Raw genomic sequence first — 16342 nt, forward strand, 5'->3', positions numbered from 1 at the left:
GTTACAGTGCACTAAGGCTGTTCATATTATTTTTCGTGATTGCCTCCCTAGGTCTACGGATTCTATTGATGGCCATTTCATCCACCGATTCGGGACTGAGCTTAACCCAAGTTTTGGTCACGTTGACAAAGGGGGCAGTATACGACCTTACCGTCGCTATCTGCTTTACCATACCCTATGCTGTTTGGCTATTGTTTGGAAATAAGGTACTAGGTTCTCGGGTCGGAAAGGCCATGAGCTACCTTATTATATTTCTGATGTCGTTCATTGCCGTGTTCTCTTTCTTTGCAGAATATACGTTCTGGTCGGAATTCGAGAGCCGCTTCAATTTTATTGCGGTAGACTATCTGATCTACACCTACGAAGTGGTTGCCAATATCAATCAATCCTATCCGTTGCCAATACTACTTGGCTGTGTCACACTTGCCGCATCGGTCATCACCATACTTCATTCCAGAGCCATTTCCAAGAGCATCAGAAGCAGGGCTGTGCTGGCTTTCAGGCTGACAATGACCCTTTCAATCATTTTCGTTTGTTCTTTACTCTTGTGGTCTACCAGCAATACCTGGTCTGAAAGCAGTTCCAATCGTTACCAGAACGAACTATCCAAGGCGGGCATATACTCCTTCGTGGCAGCATTCAGGAGCAACGAACTGAACTACAACCAATTTTATCCCCTCATCACTGAGAAAAAATCGATGGCAATCATTCGACAACAGCTGAAGGGGCCTAAAGCCGAATTTAGGGAACACTGGAGCTCTATAGAAAGGAATATTTCGAGTGACCGGAATGAAGAACGTCCAAATGTGATCATGGTGGTACTGGAAAGTTTCAGCGCAGATTTTATGGGCACGTTCGGAAATGACAAGGGCCTGACGCCTAATCTGGATTCGATCGCCTCGCGCAGCCTACTCTTTCGTAATATGTATGCGACCGGAACGCGGACTGTCAGGGGAATGGAAGCCCTTACCCTGGCAATCCCTCCAACCCCAGGTAATAGCATTGTGAGACGAAAGGACAATGCTGGCCTGACGACCATCGGTAGTATTTTTCGAGATAAGGGATACCAAACGACCTTTTTCTATGGCGGTGATGGGTATTTCGACAACATGAACCAATACTTTGGCAGTAATGGTTTTGACATTATAGATCGGGGAAGGAAATTTACGGTGGGAGATTCCTATATGGGAAAAAGGAGCAGGATACCCGACGGTGAAGTCAATTTTGAAAATGCCTGGGGCATCAGTGACGAAGACCTTTATCGTTCGGTCATCCGTAATTCGGACATCATGGCCGTCAAGGGCAAACCTTTTTATCACTTCGTGATGACTACTTCAAACCATCGCCCCTTCACCTATCCCGCTGGCGGCATAGATATTCCTTCGGGCACGGGCCGTGATGGAGCGGTGAAATATACCGACTATGCCATCGGAAAATTTCTAGGTGAAGCTAGAAAGAAAGCTTGGTTTGCCAACACGATATTTATCTTCATTGCCGACCACTGTGCTTCCAGCGCGGGAAAAAACGAGATAGATATCGCCAAGTACAGGATACCAGCGATGATCTACAACCTTAGGGAAACCAATCCGGAAGTGATCACGCCATTATGCTCCCAGGTCGACCTCTATCCCACTCTATTTCCTAAATTGGGCTGGAGCTACGTTGACAATACTTACGGCATGAACGTTCTTGACATAAACTATAGCCCAAGGGCCCTGCTTGGAACCTACCAAAAGCTCGCACTTCTGCAAAGGGACTCGCTGGTCATCCTCAGTCCCAAAAAGAATCCAGAAACATTTATCTATAACCCAATTACAAACGAACAGTCTCCCAAAAAGCTGCCAAAATCAGCTATAGAACGTGCCATCGCCTACTATCAATCGGCATTCTATCTATACAAGAACGAGGGACTGAAACTAAAAAAACAAAAAAACCAATGAAAAATACATTGATTATCATTATCTGCCTTTTCTATTTCAGCTCGCAGGCTCAGTTGGCGAAGAACACCGATACAGCATCCGCGGTCGGACCGTCAAAAGAAGGACGCTTCAAATGGAGGTCCTCCATCATTCCCGCTGCCGCTTTGGCCTACGGATTTGCAACACTGGGGGCTACCCCTTTAAGGAACCTCGATGAAGCCGGACGGCACGAGTTCTTTCTCGAGCATCCCCACGAGAGGATCAGGATAGACGATTACATGCAGTTTGCCCCTGGTGCCGTTACCCTTGGCCTTAGTATTTCAGGAGTGAAGGGCAGGAACAAAACCATTGACCAGGCGGGAATATACCTGGTTTCGAATATCATACTCAACTCGTTTACCCAAGGAGTAAAGAATGCCACAGATATCACCAGACCGGACGGGACCTCCAATGCCTTTCCATCTGGACATGCCGCCGAGGCCTTTGCATCTGCTGAATTCATGAGGCGCGAATACGGTGACAGATCCGTTTGGTATACGATTACCAGTTATACCGTGGCAAGTTCTGTAGGTCTTTTCAGAATGTACAACAACAAGCATTGGTTCAGCGATGTAGTTGCCGGGGCAGGTGTTGGGATACTCTCCACCCAGGCAGCCTATTGGCTATATCCAAAGATCAAGGGTATATTTTCCAAAAACGGAAAAGGCCCAGTTGTGATGCCATACTATAGCAACGGGGGCATTTCGGCGACTTTAAGCCATACCTTTTGACCTTACATTCTTTTCCACTTTGGCATATAGTTCCTGCGCCCATCCATGTAGCCACGCCTACCAAGATACCACATTAAACCAGATCATAACGTAAACAATGCCAGTCAGCAAGAAACGTAGGGACCGCAAGCCCTATCTCACAGAAAATAGGCGCAACAGAAACGACCGCTATCTAACTTTCAGGGCGAAGATTTTGTTGCGGACATTGGGAATATTGGTCATGCTATTTACAATGTACCTCAAAATCAGACAGCTCTTCCACATACATTAGCCAGATGGGCCAATATACCTAACCTTTTATCGGAGGGCACTGGATTCAGCCCTATGCTTAATCTTCAGTTAACTTAGAAGAAATCTTAGGTAGAGATTAATAGGTCGATGGTCGAGCATAGCGATGATGACATGGGACGAAAGCATTCCCGATGAGTACTGCGATCTGCCTCTAAAAAAGGAGTTCAGAGTTTAGCAGGATTACGGTTATTAGAAAATTCCCATGCACATTGTGCATGGGAATTCGTATTTTAATTACTGTCCTTTACAGCTTGATCAGCTTATGGACACTGCTTCTTCCTACCGAAGAAAGTATAATCGTGTAGGTACCTCGCGGAAGATCCGTTACCGGTTGGCGATCGCGGGCATCATTGCCCTGATATTAAGAAAGGTAGTTGCGCGCATCCGCGAGAAGGCAAAGGAAAAGGTCCGGATCGCGCAGCTTGTCTTGTCCTAAAATAGCTTGTCACTAATGCAAGCAAAAAATGAAAGCAAAAACTATTAAACCTACCATTCTCTCCCGAAAGCCTTGGGGCAGATTGGACGAGGAAACCAAGATCAAGATTGTTAGTGAAGTCAATAACGGGCTGCTGGGCGAACGTGGCGCTGGATGGAAATACGGCCTGCCAAAGAGCACCATAGGCAAGTGGCGTGACAAGCATAATTTAGTTAACTTGCTAAGCCCGAAAACTCAAGGTGGGCTTTTAGTCATGAATGAATCCAAAGACTCGAAGCTACTTAAGAAAAAGATCGAAGAACTACCAAGGCGCTTGCGGATGCCCAACTGAAGAATGTTGCACTGGAAACATAATTCTAGCATTATCAATCAAAAAAAAACTACAAGTAATTTCAGGACGAGACACCGGGAAATAGAATGGTTAGCTAAAAGAGCATATTATGATCGGGAGAGAAACTGTTAGTCTGTATGGATAGTTTGGAACGAAATGGGTTGACTACTATTACCGAAATCTACAGTGATGACCATGTTAAAATATTTCTTTAAAAAACTGCTTTATTAATCTGTGTATTTTTTGTCTGCCGTCCGTAGCCTCTTCGGAAATTTGTTGTCATAGTTCACCTCTTGAATTAAAATTGTATCCTTGACAGATTTTTCTTTCAAATGTAAAAATTTCTTTCGCTCCTCATCTTTCACAAAGCAGTCAAAATCTTTTGGCGTTTGAAATTCTACGAGATGAATTTCATAAGGTTTATCAATATGGCTTTCTATAACGCTGTCTTCTGTCGGTCTAATCCGCAACAAAAGTCTCCCGCTATGTTTTAAAATTATGGGAATAGCAATACTTTCAAACTCCTCAAAAACTTTTTCTTGTCCGTCAATAATGTAAATCAGTTGAATAATCAAAATCATTTTGTCAATTACTTTTGGTTTTGTTCATTTTTATCCTTGTTGCTCGATGCTGGCAGTGCAGTTCTTTGCCTGGCCGTTAACGGGATTGATATTCCCGAAAGCGGGATTTTCAGCACAAAAGTTCAATTGAAGGACGAAACTTGAACCTTGTACAAACGTCCAATCGAAGCCATTCATCCCCACTTTTGGCAATACTTTGTTAGCGGTTCGTTTTTCTTGTTGTCCATAAGTCATTAAGTTCAGAAGTACATTGTCCATTGGTTCAAGTGAAATTTTAAGTGCTTTAACTCGTCTTGCGTGTAAGGTCTTTTGCAGTGATTTGTCTAATATTTTTTTATGACTTTTAACATTTACTTATTTAGTGGCCTTTTATGTTTGTTGTTGTTTATTTTCCTTCTCGTAATGCAGTTGTGTCAATCCCGTTTCAAATGTTTTTGCTTCAATAAAGTTATTATGCTGCGGTATTGATGTGCATTCCGACGATAGTAGCCAATCTAATTCCTTTCAAACACAACAATTCCCATAGTGTGCTTAATACTGACCCATCTTCCCAATTTTTTGAAATTAAACTTTGCGTAGTTTGATATTAACGAGCTATCAAGCCTTTCTTTTGCTAAACAAAGGTTGATATCGAACTCATATTACTTATAATGCAAGTACCAATTCAAAAAAACAGCTCTTTTCTCATGCAGTCAGGGTTATTTTAGCTTTAGGCAAAAGATTTGAATTACTAAAAAGAGGAATTATCAAACTAGGCCACACACCTTAGCCCCTCAAAATCATAAAACGAACACTTTACACCTAAATGACATGAACACTTACACAAAAATTGGCACTTTAAAAAAAATGCCAATTTTTGATTATTCTTCACTTGGGGAGACATAAAACGCCAAGGCAACAAGAAGTCTATTTACGGGACATCCTGTAAATAAAAAGTATCCAAACGCCAAAACCCACAACAAATCCCAGAAATGGGTTTTTCATATTTAGACCTGACAAAAATGCACCTGTCGCAATAATGCAAGTCAGAAAAAATAGAATTAAATTTTTCATGCTACTTAAATTAATATTTTTTTTAACAATCAGAATATATCCAAGATTAAGAAGTGCAGCTCTTAGAGCTGATATAAAATGTTGTTAAGTTGCAGAATCCAAGTTTTGCGGGTGGATCAAATAGTGACAGGACACTCTTCTGAAGTCTGTCAACAATCGCCCAGTCTTTGCTCAAGTAAACATCCGTAACAGAATTGCTGCTGTCTTTATGATTTAGTGCCATTGCTACATCGTCTTTTTGAAATCCACATTTATTACGCGCAAGATCGGCAAAGGCATGCCTTGCATCATAGAATTGTAGTTTCTTGATCTCTAGGGCAGCTCCAATCTTTCTCATACCGAAACTCAGCGCACTGTCCAGATTCTCATGTGAGGCATATCTAGTTTTCAAGGTTCTGATATATTTTATAAGTAGCGGCTTAGCAACATCAGGTATCCTTAAACTCATAAAGGCCTTATCTTTTCTTCTATCCTTTGTTTTGGAGCGGTTATATTCTAACCTCCCTTCTTCAATATCCATCTCTTCCGGTAATCTATAGAGATCTACAGGATTCATGCCGCAAAGGTAGAAACTCAGCATAAACAGGTCTCTGGCCATCTCAGCACGGGAATTCGCGGGGAGCTCGATTTTACTAATCCTTTCGATATCTTCTATTGACAGTTTCCTCTTATTTGTATCAGGCGGTGATACGATCTTATATTTCTCAAATGGGTAATGCTTGATAAGGGTAACGCCTAGCTCCGGATCGTTAAATTTTTTGACCGCCGCGTTGAATAGTATTCTGAGGTCCCTCATATGATTATGGAGTCCTACATCGGTCAATCCTTTGGACCTTCTCTCCACAAGATTTCCAAACTGGTCGGGCCTGAACATTGTTCTTTCCGAGCGAAGATATCTTTCATAATTTTCGAGCATTTTTGACCTTATTTCAGTTATAGGTATAAACTCTGCCTTAAAATAATCCCGAAGACTGTTGACGACCTTCTTCATGTCGTTCCTGCTTCCAGTTCTGTTCTGTTGGTCCAGCAATCTGATCTGCTCTTCACCGAATGCTATGATATTAATAGTTTCTGCGGTTTCCTCACACATGGTTAGATATGCGACGAGACTTTTTGAAGTATATAGTTCTAGACTTTCACCTAGCTCCGATATACGTTTTCTGAAGGAATCTACCACTGGATTCAATATGGTTAATATAAATTCATCCTTGATCGTAAAATCCTTTCGTAGTTGCTTTTGTCCGATATAGTGCTGTGTGTCTATATAGGAAGACCTTCTTTTGAAACTAACTCTAATCTTGACATTCCAGGTACCATCCTTCTTTTGTGTGTGGGGAAGAACCACTTCTCTTACAGTTGCCATAAAATTTAAATTATGACCGCTTTTGTTTCTTTAAATTTTAAAACATTTTTAAAACATTCACGGTCAGTTTAACAAAAAACCATGCAGAAATGAACGTAGCTGATACTAACAATAAACGAAAATAAAGGGTTATAAATGCGAAAAGCCTCGTTTTCGTTATGAAAACAAGGCTTTTTTTGGAAGTGGTGCCTGCTGGGATCGAACCAGCGACACAAGGATTTTCAGTCCTTTGCTCTACCAACTGAGCTAAGGCACCTCCGTTTGGGAATGCAAATGTAGTTCCTTTTTTTGAAACACAAAATTATTTTGCAAAAAAATATCAATCAGCATCCACAAAACACCCCTTTCCTCTCTAAATCAACCAATTAATTTTTACAAAAAAAAGGAATTAATCCATAATCATTCTAAATTTTAAAAATTATGCTTGCATAGTAAATATTTTAAACCTAAATATTTTAACTTCGTTGTTAGTATAACAATACATCATTTATGGTTTCTCAAATAATATTCGTCATTTTAACCATAGTTGGCGTTGGGCTTTTTGCTTTCAACGCTCAAAAGGTTATCCGCAATATCAAGTTAGGCAAAAGCGCCAATCGCTGCGACAAGCCTCAGGAACGTTGGATGGTGATGCTCAAGGTAGCTTTTGGTCAAACCAAAATGGCAGTGCGCCCTGTGCCGTTTTTATTGCACTTGGTAGTTTACTTAGGCTTTGTAATCATCAACATCGAAGTACTGGAAATTGTAATTGATGGCATATTTGGCACTCACCGTGTTTTCTCCGGACTAGGTGGATTGTATAATTTCTTAATCGGCAGCTTCGAGCTATTAGCGGCTGGGGTTTGGTTGGCCTGCGTTGTATTTTTAATTAGAAGAAACGTTTTAAAGCTTAAACGCTTTTCGGGGGTAGAGATGAAAACCTGGCCAAAATCAGATGCCAACTACATCTTAATTACAGAGATCTTATTGATGAGCGCCTTTTTGCTGATGAATGCTGCAGATGCCAAACTGCAATCGCTTGGTGCTTCACATTACACCGCTGCTGGTGCTTTCCCTGTAAGTGCATGGCTACAAAACCTATTGCCAAACCAAATTGACACCTTGATTTTTATAGAGCGTTTTTGTTGGTGGTTTCACATTGCAGGCATTTTTGCTTTCCTTAACTACCTACCCTACTCTAAACATTTCCACATCATATTGGCATTTCCAAATACTTACTTCTCCAACTTGAAACCAAAAGGACAGTTTAGTAATATGGATAGCGTTACCAATGAGGTTAAAGCTATGCTTGATCCATCTTTTGTGCCAGCAGATGCTGCTCCGGGAAGATTTGGAGCGAAGGATATCCAGGATCTTAGCTGGGTAAATTTATTGAATGCTTACACCTGTACCGAATGCGGAAGATGCACCTCTGTTTGTCCTGCAAATATAACCGGCAAGTTGCTGTCGCCACGTAAAATTATGATGGATACCCGCGACCGCATGGAAGAAGTAGGAAAAAATATCGATAAACATGGCGCTGAGCACCAAGACGGAAAAGCGTTATTGGATGATTATATTACCAGAGAAGAAATTTGGGCCTGTACTAGTTGTAACGCCTGTGTGGAAGCTTGTCCGGTAAATATTGATCCTTTGGCCATCATTACAGAATTAAGAAGATATACGGTGATGGAAGAATCCGTAGTGCCAGCCAGTATCAACGCCATGCTAGGCAATGTAGAAAACAATGGTGCGCCGTGGAAGTATTCGCCTTCAGACAGATTTAATTGGAGCGAAGGAAATTAAGACACTGAAAACAAGAAGCTGAAATTGGGAATAATATAAGCTTCTCAAATTACAAGTAAAGATAAAGTTGAGTAAAATAAGTATTCAGTGCGCTGGCATCTAAATACCAAATACTAAAAAAATGGAATTTAAAGTACCAACAATGGCCGAAATGATGGCCGCAGGAGAAGAACCAGAAATTTTATTTTGGGTAGGCTGTGCTGGAAGTTACGACGAACGAGCACAGAAAATCACCCGTGATATCTGCAAGATACTTCATCATGTTGGAATGAAATACGCTGTTTTGGGAACCGAGGAAAGTTGTACTGGTGACCCTGCAAAGCGTGCCGGAAATGAGTTTTTATTCCAAATGCAGGCTATGGCTAACATTGAAGTGCTGAACGCTTACAACATCAAAAAGATTGTAACTGGTTGCCCACACTGTTTTAATACGATAAAAAATGAGTATCCGGAATTAGGCGGAACCTACGAAGTGATCCACCATACTCAATTGATCCAAGACTTAATTAACGAAGGTAAATTAAAAGCCGAAGGCGGCGAAAGTTTCAAAGGCAAGAAAATTACCTACCACGACCCGTGTTACCTTGGCCGTGCCAATGGAGTTTATGAAGCCCCTCGTAAAGCGCTGGAGGTTTTAGATGCGCAACTGGTTGAAATGAAACGCTGCAAAGCTAACGGACTTTGCTGTGGTGCCGGCGGCGCACAGATGTTCAAGGAACCAGAAAAGGGCAAAAAAGACATCAACATTGAGCGAATTGAAGAAGCTTTAAGCACCGAACCTCAATTTATTGCTGCTGGCTGCCCATTTTGTATGACCATGCTTAACGACGGCGTGAAACTGAAAGACAAGGAGCAAGAAGTTAAAGTATTAGATATCGCTGAGATTACCGCTAGGGCAAACGGCTTGTAATAGACATTCGATAGTATTTTATTACTTGGAGTAAATGTTACTTCTTTAATTCGTTGCAGCTACAAGTTTAATAATACGTCATCCCGAATTTTGGGATCCTAATGCGTTGTGCCCCGTATCGTTTTACGATTTCCGCATTCGCCAGAATGACGAGATAGGACCGTGATCACCAATCACCTTATCTTTAATCATTTCGGGATGTTAATGCGCCTTAGCTAGTTCTTTCACGATACAATGAGATGATGGTATAGCATCGCTATTTATTTACATTCAACTGAATTTGGCTTAATTGTCTAAATCGATCAGCTAGTTCGTTTAACTTTTCTTCGTCAATACTTTTTAGGGGAATCACTAGGTAAGTAGCCATTGAATCAATGTCTCCGTTCTTATCTTTTCGGGTTTGTACAATTACATCATCGTTTTTAGTATGCAACCAAAGCTGCCCACTTTTAATGTCACCATAGTAATCCATCGATTTAAACCGCGACAAATTGAATGAAAAAAACTCTTCCTTCCCACTGGCGTAAATTTTCCTATACCTGCAAAAACCTGTGTTAGTAACATTCAACTCATAGCGCTTTAAGAGCTCTTGTTGACCATCCTTATCGTAGTACTTATTTAGCAATTCGTGAATAAAAACACGGCTATCTTCTGGAAAAACAAATCCAGAAGAGACCAAGAAAGCTAGTCCAAATCCTAAAAAAACAAACTTTTTTAAGTCCAATGTAAACTTTTGCATGAGAGTCCCGTTTTAACTTCTGAAAGTTAATTATTTTGATAAATTTGGAATATGATTTTTTCTCCACAATCAAAAGTTTGGATTTACCAAAGCAACAGGAAGTTTACAGCACAAGAAACTGCTAGCATACAAGAAACATTAAACAACTTTGTAGCACAGTGGACAGCTCATGGGCACCAACTTAAAGCTAAGGCGGAAATTTTTCACGATTACTTTATTGTGCTTACAGTTGATCAAGAAGTGGCTAACGCTACGGGCTGCTCTATCGATGCTTCCGTTAGGGTTATTAAAGATATTGAAACAAGATTTGGGCTTGATTTATTTGACCGTTTCAATATGGCCTACAAAGTTGATGGCGACGTAAACGTGGTTACAAAAGAAGATTTTGAGACATTAATCAGCATTAAAAAAATTGGGCTGGACACGATTGTTTTTAACAACCTAGTACAAAACCTCGAAGAATTTGAGCAAAAATGGGAAGTGCCATTAAAAGATAGCTGGCATAAAAATGTTTTTGCAGAACAATTGGCGGCTAGTTAATTAGTTAATTGTTTGACTGGTTAATCGTTTAGTACGTTAACTGTTTAATTGGTTAATTGTTTAACTCTCAACTAATCTCCAACTACTAATCCCTGACATCTAGTCCCTAACCACTAATACCTAATCCCTAATCCCTAACCCCTAATCCCTACCCCCTAACAACCCGAAACAACTGACGTACTTGTTTGTTATGATAACTTACAGATACCGTTTATGTTACGTTGGCTCAAAATATCTTTAAAAATTATTGGCGCTTTAGTGCTTTTGTTGGTAGTAATTTGGTTAGGTGCCGCCTACTACATTAATCATAATAACAAGGCTATTTTAGCCAAAATCCTAAATCAAATTAACGCAAAAGTTAACGGCTCGGTAAAGGTATCACATATGGAAACCACCTTACTCAAAGGATTTCCTGGTGTAGCAGTATCGCTCAAAAATGTTTCCCTGCGAGATAGTCTTTACGGCAAGCACCATAAAGAATTAGTTTCCGCAAAAGATATTGATGTAAGTTTAAATGCACTTTCCCTTTTTCTAGGCACCATCAATATTCGCAAGGTCTCCATTAATAACGCTAGCATTTACCTGTATACCGATAGCAGCGGCTACAGCAACACCAGCATGTTCCGCAAAAAGGATCAAAATAAATCTGTAGAAGAAGATGGCGGCTCAACGGATTTACAAGTAAGGTTAATTGATTTGAACAATGTAAACTTGGTAGTTGACAATCAAAAAAAATTCAAACTTTTCAGTTTTTATGTAGATGAATTGAAAGGAAAAGTGAAATATCCCATTGGTCGTTGGGACGGCGAATTTAAACTGAAAACCAAAATCAACAGTTTTGCTTTTAATACCAGAAAAGGCAGTTTCCTTAAAGATAAAACCTTATCTGGTAACCTCACTGCACATTACGATGGCGATGCCGAAGTAATCATGATAGATCAAAAGCCTCTAAAAATCGGAAACGACACTTACCAAATTGGTGCTAACATTAACATTGCGGAGAATAAGTCGGCTTTTTCGATAGCCATTAAAGCCGACCAGCTATTGTACAAAAACATTGCCTCTATTTTAGCGCCAAACATCTCCGAAAAACTCTTCAAGTTTGGCATCGAAAAACCTGTAGATGTTACCGCCAGTATCATTGATGATGGAGATAAAAGTCATGCTGACCCTTTGATCAACGTTAAAATGAGCGTAAAAAACAATAATATTTCAATTCCATCGGGTGAATTAACCGACTGCTCTTTTACTGGTTATTTTTCAAATCAAGATACCACTACCCGACCAATTGGCGACGCTAACTCCGTAATTCGTTTCTTCGGATTAACCGGCAACTATTACAATGCGCCAATTAAGGTAGATACATTTACCGTAGCCAATTTGGAAAAACCATTAGCACAAGGGTTAGTCATCTCAAAATTCGACCTAGAAAGACTAAATAGTTCATTTGAAGACGAAACTTTTAGGTTTGGAAAAGGTACTGCCGATTTGCGCTTGTATTGCCAAGCAGACATCGATAATTTCTTGTTCACCAAACCAGTCATCCACGGAAAGGTAGCAATTAAAAATGCGGACATCACCTATCTACCACGTAATATGAAAATTGTCAACAGCTCACTTGACTTAAATTTTAGTCAGAAAGATTTACACATTACCAATAGCAGATTTCAGCTAGGGCGCAGTGTTGTGCAAATGACTTGCGACATGCAGAACTTTTTAAATTTCTACTATACCGATCCAGAGAAAATAGAAATCAACGTTAAACTTAAAAGCCCGAACTTGAATTTAAGCGAGTTCATGCCATTTTTGGGGCCACGCCAAGCACGTCGTAAAAAAACCTCAACTAGAAATGCCATTAAGGAAGCATCTGAACAATTACGAGATGCGCTGGAAGCTTCTAGGGTAAATTTACAGGTAAACGTAGATAAAGCAACCTATCAAAAATTTGTAGCTTATCACCTTAATTCGAATATTTCCCTAATTGGCAACGGTGTTTATTTCAAAAACATGAGCGTACAGCATGCTGGCGGACAAATCAATTTCAACGGAAAAATAGAGCAGCTTGGTGCTGTAAACAAATTGCAGCTCAATGCCAATATCGCGAAAGTTAGTATCAAAGAGTTTTTCTACGCCTTCGATAATTTCGGACAAAAATCTATCACCAATAGAAACTTGAAAGGGTTCTTATCTGCTAAAGTAAATGCGCAAGGGAGCATCAGTTCAAAAGGAAATATCATTCCCAAATCCATGTTCGGTAAGGTGAATTTTACTTTGGACAAGGCTGCGCTGGTAGGGTTTGAGCCGCTGGAGAAAATTGGAAAGTTTGTTTTCCGAAGCAGAAACTTATCTAATGTGCAACTAGAAAAACTGAATGGCGTACTTACATTACGTGGCGAAACCGTTGATATTAGCCCTATGAAAGTAAATTCCACTGCGTTAAATTTTGATGTACAAGGCGTTTACGGCTTCAACAAAGGAACAAATATTGCATTAGACATTCCCTTACGCGACCCTAAAAAAAGCGCAGATATCATTGACAAACAAGAACGTGAACTAGCCCGTATGAAAGGCATTGTATTGCACTTAAAGGCGGTTGACGAAGATGGAGAAATTAAGATTAAGTGGAATAAGAAGAAGGACAGGGAGCCGAATTAATTATTTTATTACTAAATTGTATCAATGTTAGCGCTAAATACGCTTCCCTTTCTACAAACAGTAAAATTAATTAGTTACAAATTACCAGTTAATGAAACTTAAAACAATTTTCTTAAGTTCATCGCTACTTATCATCATACTATCCTTTTTCATAGATTCTCCGTTTAGAAAAGGCGGTGTAACTCAACAATATCTCGTTTCAGCGCTTGTATTAGTAATGACACTTTGTTTTATTTACCTATTACAAATTAACGCAATGATTGTTGCTGAAAAAGTTTTGTACACCATAGTCACTTCATTCATTGCCATATTTGTAAGTAATTATTTAACAGAAACGGTATTGTGTTACAAATATGGAATTGACTATGAATTATTTGTTAACGAGATACTGGCAAATTTACTCTTTTACTCTCTTATTAATTTGTTTTTAGCCTTTCAATTTATATTGCTCAGAAGATATAGAAGTTCCTAAAATAAAACTTCTTAATTTCATATTCACGGACAAGAGCAACACCTAAAAATCAAGCGGGCCCAACCTCCGCATGTTTCTCATAATTAAATACTGTCTGTGCTTAATAAACCTCGTAGCTTTGTTGGGATTCCAACGGATAGGATTAGGAAAACAGGCTGCCAGCAGCGCTGCCTCTTGTCTACTCATCTTAGTGCACGAATGTCCGTAATAAGCTTGGGAAGCTGCTTCAGCCCCGTAAATTTCGTCGCCCATTTCTATGACGTTTAAATACACCTCCAATATTCGCTCCTTGCTCCATAGCACCTCAATTAGCAAAGTAAAGTAAGCTTCAAATGCCTTGCGAACGTAGGAGCGACCAGGCCACAAAAACACATTCTTTGCTGTTTGCTGCGAAATCGTGCTGCCGCCCCTGATTTTTTTCTTCTTCTTGCCTTTCTTTTCGTTGGCTTTGTAAGCTTTTTCAATGGCGTTCAAATCAAAACCCATGTGTTTTAGGAACAGCTGATCTTCCGCACTCACTGCCGCACGTTTCATATTGTCCGAAATATCTTCAAACTTCACCCACTTGCTTCTAATTTTTGCGTGCTGATCATCCGCTTTACGCTCCCATTTGCGCTGCACCATTAAAAAAGTTATTGGCGGATTGATAAAACGATAAGCTAAGACCCAAATAAGCGAGAACACAAAAAACCACAAGAAGATTTTACCAGCTGCAAAAGCAACTCGTTTAAATAAAGATTTTTTAGTGTTTGATTTTAGAGCCATTACCACAAAGGTAAAATTTTTAGCTAAAGGCAAAAAGTTGAGGCATCAAGGCGAACTGGCTAGGTTTGATTCTTTCTGAAAAGCAAAAGTAGTGGTGCTAGTTAAAATCAGTCCCGCTTTTCGTTTCAATCTTTTTGTGTAAGGCATTCAAAACTTACGAAGTTTTAGAAACTTCGTAAGTTTAATTCTGGGTGTGCGACAAAAAGTATTTACACTTCAATCGGGTTTATATTGGCAATTTCAGTGTTGGTAGCTTTGTCAAGCTTACTATATCACCAATAGCTTTGCGACCTCTGCACAACTTAATTCTCCTTTGCGGTATTATTATTTTAATCGCAAAGCGAAAAAGTTTCCGCGAAGTTTATTACCAATAGCTTTGTCAATCTTAATAGGCAGTTGCAAAGAAGATTGACAAAGCTCTCATCATACAAGTGCTTGAAGCGCTACTTTTATACACTCTATTATTTAACCGCAAAGAAGTTTCCGCAAAGTTTATTGCCAATAGCTTTGTCAATCTTAATAGACAGTTGCAAAGAAGATTGACAAAGCTGCCCATAATACAGATGCTTGAAGCTTTACTTTTATAAACTTCATTATTTAACTGCAAAGCAAAGAAGTCTCTGCAAAGTTTACTGCCGATAGCTTTGTCAATCTTACTATATCACCAATAGCTTTGCGATCTCTGCGCAACTTAATTTTCCTTTGCGTTATTATTATCTTAACCGCAAAGCAAAAAAGTTTCCGCGAAGTTGATCCAATAGCTTTGTCAATCTTACTAGACAGTTGCAAAGAAGACTGACAAAGCTGCCCTCTTCTGCAAATACATTGTTCATTAAACCCGATTGACGCGAAAAGCTCCCGATTGCAAAGCGGGACTTGTAGCAAAAAGCGGGACTACAATTGCAATGAAATACTGAACTAACATTTTCAAAATAAAAACGCTGAACGGAAAACAAATCGACTAGTGAACAAATGAACTATTGAACCAATGCACTAATAATCGTAATTTCGCCTATGCTAAAAAAAGAACGTTACCGTTGTTTTGTAGAGCATTTTTCTACCAAACAGCCACACGCTGAAACCGAACTACATTACAACAATCCATTCCAATTGCTGGTAGCGGTAATTTTATCTGCCCAGTGTACGGATAAGCGCATTAACCAAGTAACTCCGGCACTTTTTAATCGTTTCCCTAACGCCAAAGCGCTTGCTGAAACTACACCAGATATTGTTTTTGACTACATCAAAAGTGTAAGCTACCCCAACAACAAGGCTAAACATTTGGTTGGCATGGCTAACATGTTGCTTCATCAATTTAACAACGAGGTACCATCAGATGTGAAAGAGCTGCAAAAAATGCCGGGTGTCGGCAGAAAAACGGCAAACGTAATTGCTTCTGTAGTGTATAATGAACCTGCAATGGCGGTGGATACTCACGTTTTTAGGGTAGCTAACAGACTGGGGCTAACTAAAGGCAAAACACCCTTGGCGGTGGAAAAAGATTTGGTAAAAAATTTACCTGAACATACCATAGCCACGGCACATCATTGGCTAATTTTACATGGTAGATATATATGTGTAGCCCGCAGTCCAAAGTGTGAAATATGCGAACTCACCTATTTTTGCCAATACTTCGAAAAGCTACAGAAAGCTAAAAACATGGGCAAAAATTTAGCGCTTTAAAAAAAATTCTAAAATTATTTGCATTTATTATAAACAATTTAATATGTTT

The 16342-nt window shown here is 39.7% G+C and carries 14 protein-coding genes and 1 tRNA gene; 8 read left to right on the forward strand and 7 right to left on the reverse strand.

Annotation, left to right across the window (positions count from 1 at the left end; all coding sequences use genetic code 11):
* Position 1: 1 nt before the first annotated feature.
* Entirely contained in the window at positions 2–172 is a 171-nt protein-coding gene (locus tag ACY2A0_RS03685) for a hypothetical protein (RefSeq protein ID WP_461791260.1), read from the reverse strand.
* Between the two features lie 85 nt (positions 173–257).
* Here ACY2A0_RS03685 and ACY2A0_RS03690 point away from each other — a divergent pair, with 85 nt between their 5' ends.
* The 3 genes from ACY2A0_RS03690 (at position 258) to ACY2A0_RS03700 (ending at position 3747) form a co-directional block, all read left to right on the forward strand.
* Positions 258–1940, forward strand: coding sequence for an LTA synthase family protein (locus tag ACY2A0_RS03690; RefSeq protein ID WP_461791261.1), 1683 nt, complete (start codon positions 258–260; stop codon positions 1938–1940).
* 257 nt (positions 1941–2197) lie between these two features.
* Complete coding sequence (locus tag ACY2A0_RS03695; protein WP_461791262.1) at positions 2198–2689, forward strand: phosphatase PAP2 family protein; 492 nt, start codon at positions 2198–2200, stop codon at positions 2687–2689.
* A 755-nt stretch (positions 2690–3444) separates the two neighbouring features.
* Positions 3445–3747: a hypothetical protein gene (locus tag ACY2A0_RS03700; protein WP_461791263.1), complete on the forward strand. Its 303-nt coding sequence runs from the start codon at positions 3445–3447 to the stop codon at positions 3745–3747.
* 227 nt (positions 3748–3974) lie between these two features.
* On the opposite strand, the gene ACY2A0_RS03705 is transcribed toward ACY2A0_RS03700, so the two are convergent.
* The 4 genes from ACY2A0_RS03705 to ACY2A0_RS03720 all read right to left on the reverse strand — a co-directional run bounded on the left by ACY2A0_RS03705 (position 3975) and on the right by ACY2A0_RS03720 (position 7000).
* Complete coding sequence (locus ACY2A0_RS03705; protein WP_461791264.1) at positions 3975–4328, reverse strand: hypothetical protein; 354 nt, start codon at positions 4326–4328, stop codon at positions 3975–3977.
* Positions 4329–4358: 30 nt separating this feature from the next.
* Positions 4359–4586, reverse strand: a complete 228-nt coding sequence (locus ACY2A0_RS03710; protein ID WP_461791265.1) for a hypothetical protein — start codon at positions 4584–4586, stop codon at positions 4359–4361.
* Between the two features lie 841 nt (positions 4587–5427).
* Positions 5428–6744: a phage integrase SAM-like domain-containing protein gene (locus ACY2A0_RS03715; RefSeq protein WP_461791266.1), complete on the reverse strand. Its 1317-nt coding sequence runs from the start codon at positions 6742–6744 to the stop codon at positions 5428–5430.
* 183 nt (positions 6745–6927) lie between these two features.
* Positions 6928–7000: transfer RNA gene (locus ACY2A0_RS03720), tRNA-Phe, on the reverse strand.
* A 233-nt stretch (positions 7001–7233) separates the two neighbouring features.
* Between ACY2A0_RS03720 and ACY2A0_RS03725 the strand changes: the two genes are divergently transcribed.
* Together ACY2A0_RS03725 and ACY2A0_RS03730 are read left to right on the forward strand one after the other, a co-directional pair.
* Positions 7234–8529, forward strand: a complete 1296-nt coding sequence (locus ACY2A0_RS03725; RefSeq protein ID WP_461788229.1) for a 4Fe-4S dicluster domain-containing protein — start codon at positions 7234–7236, stop codon at positions 8527–8529.
* 121 nt (positions 8530–8650) lie between these two features.
* Entirely contained in the window at positions 8651–9439 is a 789-nt protein-coding gene (locus tag ACY2A0_RS03730) for a (Fe-S)-binding protein (RefSeq protein ID WP_461788230.1), read from the forward strand.
* Between the two features lie 256 nt (positions 9440–9695).
* Here ACY2A0_RS03730 and ACY2A0_RS03735 read toward each other — a convergent pair whose 3' ends face one another.
* Positions 9696–10178: a hypothetical protein gene (locus ACY2A0_RS03735; protein ID WP_461788231.1), complete on the reverse strand. Its 483-nt coding sequence runs from the start codon at positions 10176–10178 to the stop codon at positions 9696–9698.
* A 51-nt stretch (positions 10179–10229) separates the two neighbouring features.
* Here ACY2A0_RS03735 and ACY2A0_RS03740 point away from each other — a divergent pair, with 51 nt between their 5' ends.
* Complete coding sequence (locus tag ACY2A0_RS03740; RefSeq protein WP_461788232.1) at positions 10230–10718, forward strand: ABC transporter ATPase; 489 nt, start codon at positions 10230–10232, stop codon at positions 10716–10718.
* 213 nt (positions 10719–10931) lie between these two features.
* Entirely contained in the window at positions 10932–13373 is a 2442-nt protein-coding gene (locus ACY2A0_RS03745; RefSeq protein WP_461788233.1) for an AsmA family protein, read from the forward strand.
* Positions 13374–13887: 514 nt separating this feature from the next.
* Here ACY2A0_RS03745 and mtgA read toward each other — a convergent pair.
* Positions 13888–14610 (reverse strand): monofunctional biosynthetic peptidoglycan transglycosylase, encoded by a 723-nt coding sequence (mtgA, locus tag ACY2A0_RS03750; RefSeq protein WP_461788234.1) that lies wholly within the window; start codon positions 14608–14610, stop codon positions 13888–13890.
* A gap of 1014 nt (positions 14611–15624) precedes the next feature.
* Between mtgA and nth the strand changes: the two genes are divergently transcribed.
* Complete coding sequence (gene nth / locus ACY2A0_RS03755; protein WP_461788235.1) at positions 15625–16293, forward strand: endonuclease III; 669 nt, start codon at positions 15625–15627, stop codon at positions 16291–16293.
* Positions 16294–16342 lie beyond the last annotated feature (49 nt).

Source organism: Pedobacter sp., assembly GCF_965249885.1.
GTDB lineage: Bacteria > Bacteroidota > Bacteroidia > Sphingobacteriales > Sphingobacteriaceae > Pedobacter.

Coding starts and splice junctions, on each gene's coding strand:
- ACY2A0_RS03695 (WP_461791262.1), top strand. CDS start 2,198: ATGCAGTTTGCCCCTGGTGCCGTTACCCTTGGCCTTAGTATTTCAGGA.
- ACY2A0_RS03685 (WP_461791260.1), bottom strand. CDS start 172: ATGGTAAAGCAGATAGCGACGGTAAGGTCGTATACTGCCCCCTTTGTC.
- ACY2A0_RS03735 (WP_461788231.1), bottom strand. CDS start 10,178: ATGCAAAAGTTTACATTGGACTTAAAAAAGTTTGTTTTTTTAGGATTT.
- ACY2A0_RS03730 (WP_461788230.1), top strand. CDS start 8,651: ATGGAATTTAAAGTACCAACAATGGCCGAAATGATGGCCGCAGGAGAA.
- ACY2A0_RS03745 (WP_461788233.1), top strand. CDS start 10,932: ATGTTACGTTGGCTCAAAATATCTTTAAAAATTATTGGCGCTTTAGTG.
- nth (WP_461788235.1), top strand. CDS start 15,625: ATGCTAAAAAAAGAACGTTACCGTTGTTTTGTAGAGCATTTTTCTACC.
- ACY2A0_RS03700 (WP_461791263.1), top strand. CDS start 3,445: ATGAAAGCAAAAACTATTAAACCTACCATTCTCTCCCGAAAGCCTTGG.
- ACY2A0_RS03690 (WP_461791261.1), top strand. CDS start 258: ATGTCGTTCATTGCCGTGTTCTCTTTCTTTGCAGAATATACGTTCTGG.
- ACY2A0_RS03705 (WP_461791264.1), bottom strand. CDS start 4,328: ATGATTTTGATTATTCAACTGATTTACATTATTGACGGACAAGAAAAA.
- ACY2A0_RS03740 (WP_461788232.1), top strand. CDS start 10,230: ATGATTTTTTCTCCACAATCAAAAGTTTGGATTTACCAAAGCAACAGG.
- ACY2A0_RS03725 (WP_461788229.1), top strand. CDS start 7,234: ATGGTTTCTCAAATAATATTCGTCATTTTAACCATAGTTGGCGTTGGG.
- mtgA (WP_461788234.1), bottom strand. CDS start 14,610: ATGGCTCTAAAATCAAACACTAAAAAATCTTTATTTAAACGAGTTGCT.
- ACY2A0_RS03715 (WP_461791266.1), bottom strand. CDS start 6,744: ATGGCAACTGTAAGAGAAGTGGTTCTTCCCCACACACAAAAGAAGGAT.
- ACY2A0_RS03710 (WP_461791265.1), bottom strand. CDS start 4,586: ATGGACAATGTACTTCTGAACTTAATGACTTATGGACAACAAGAAAAA.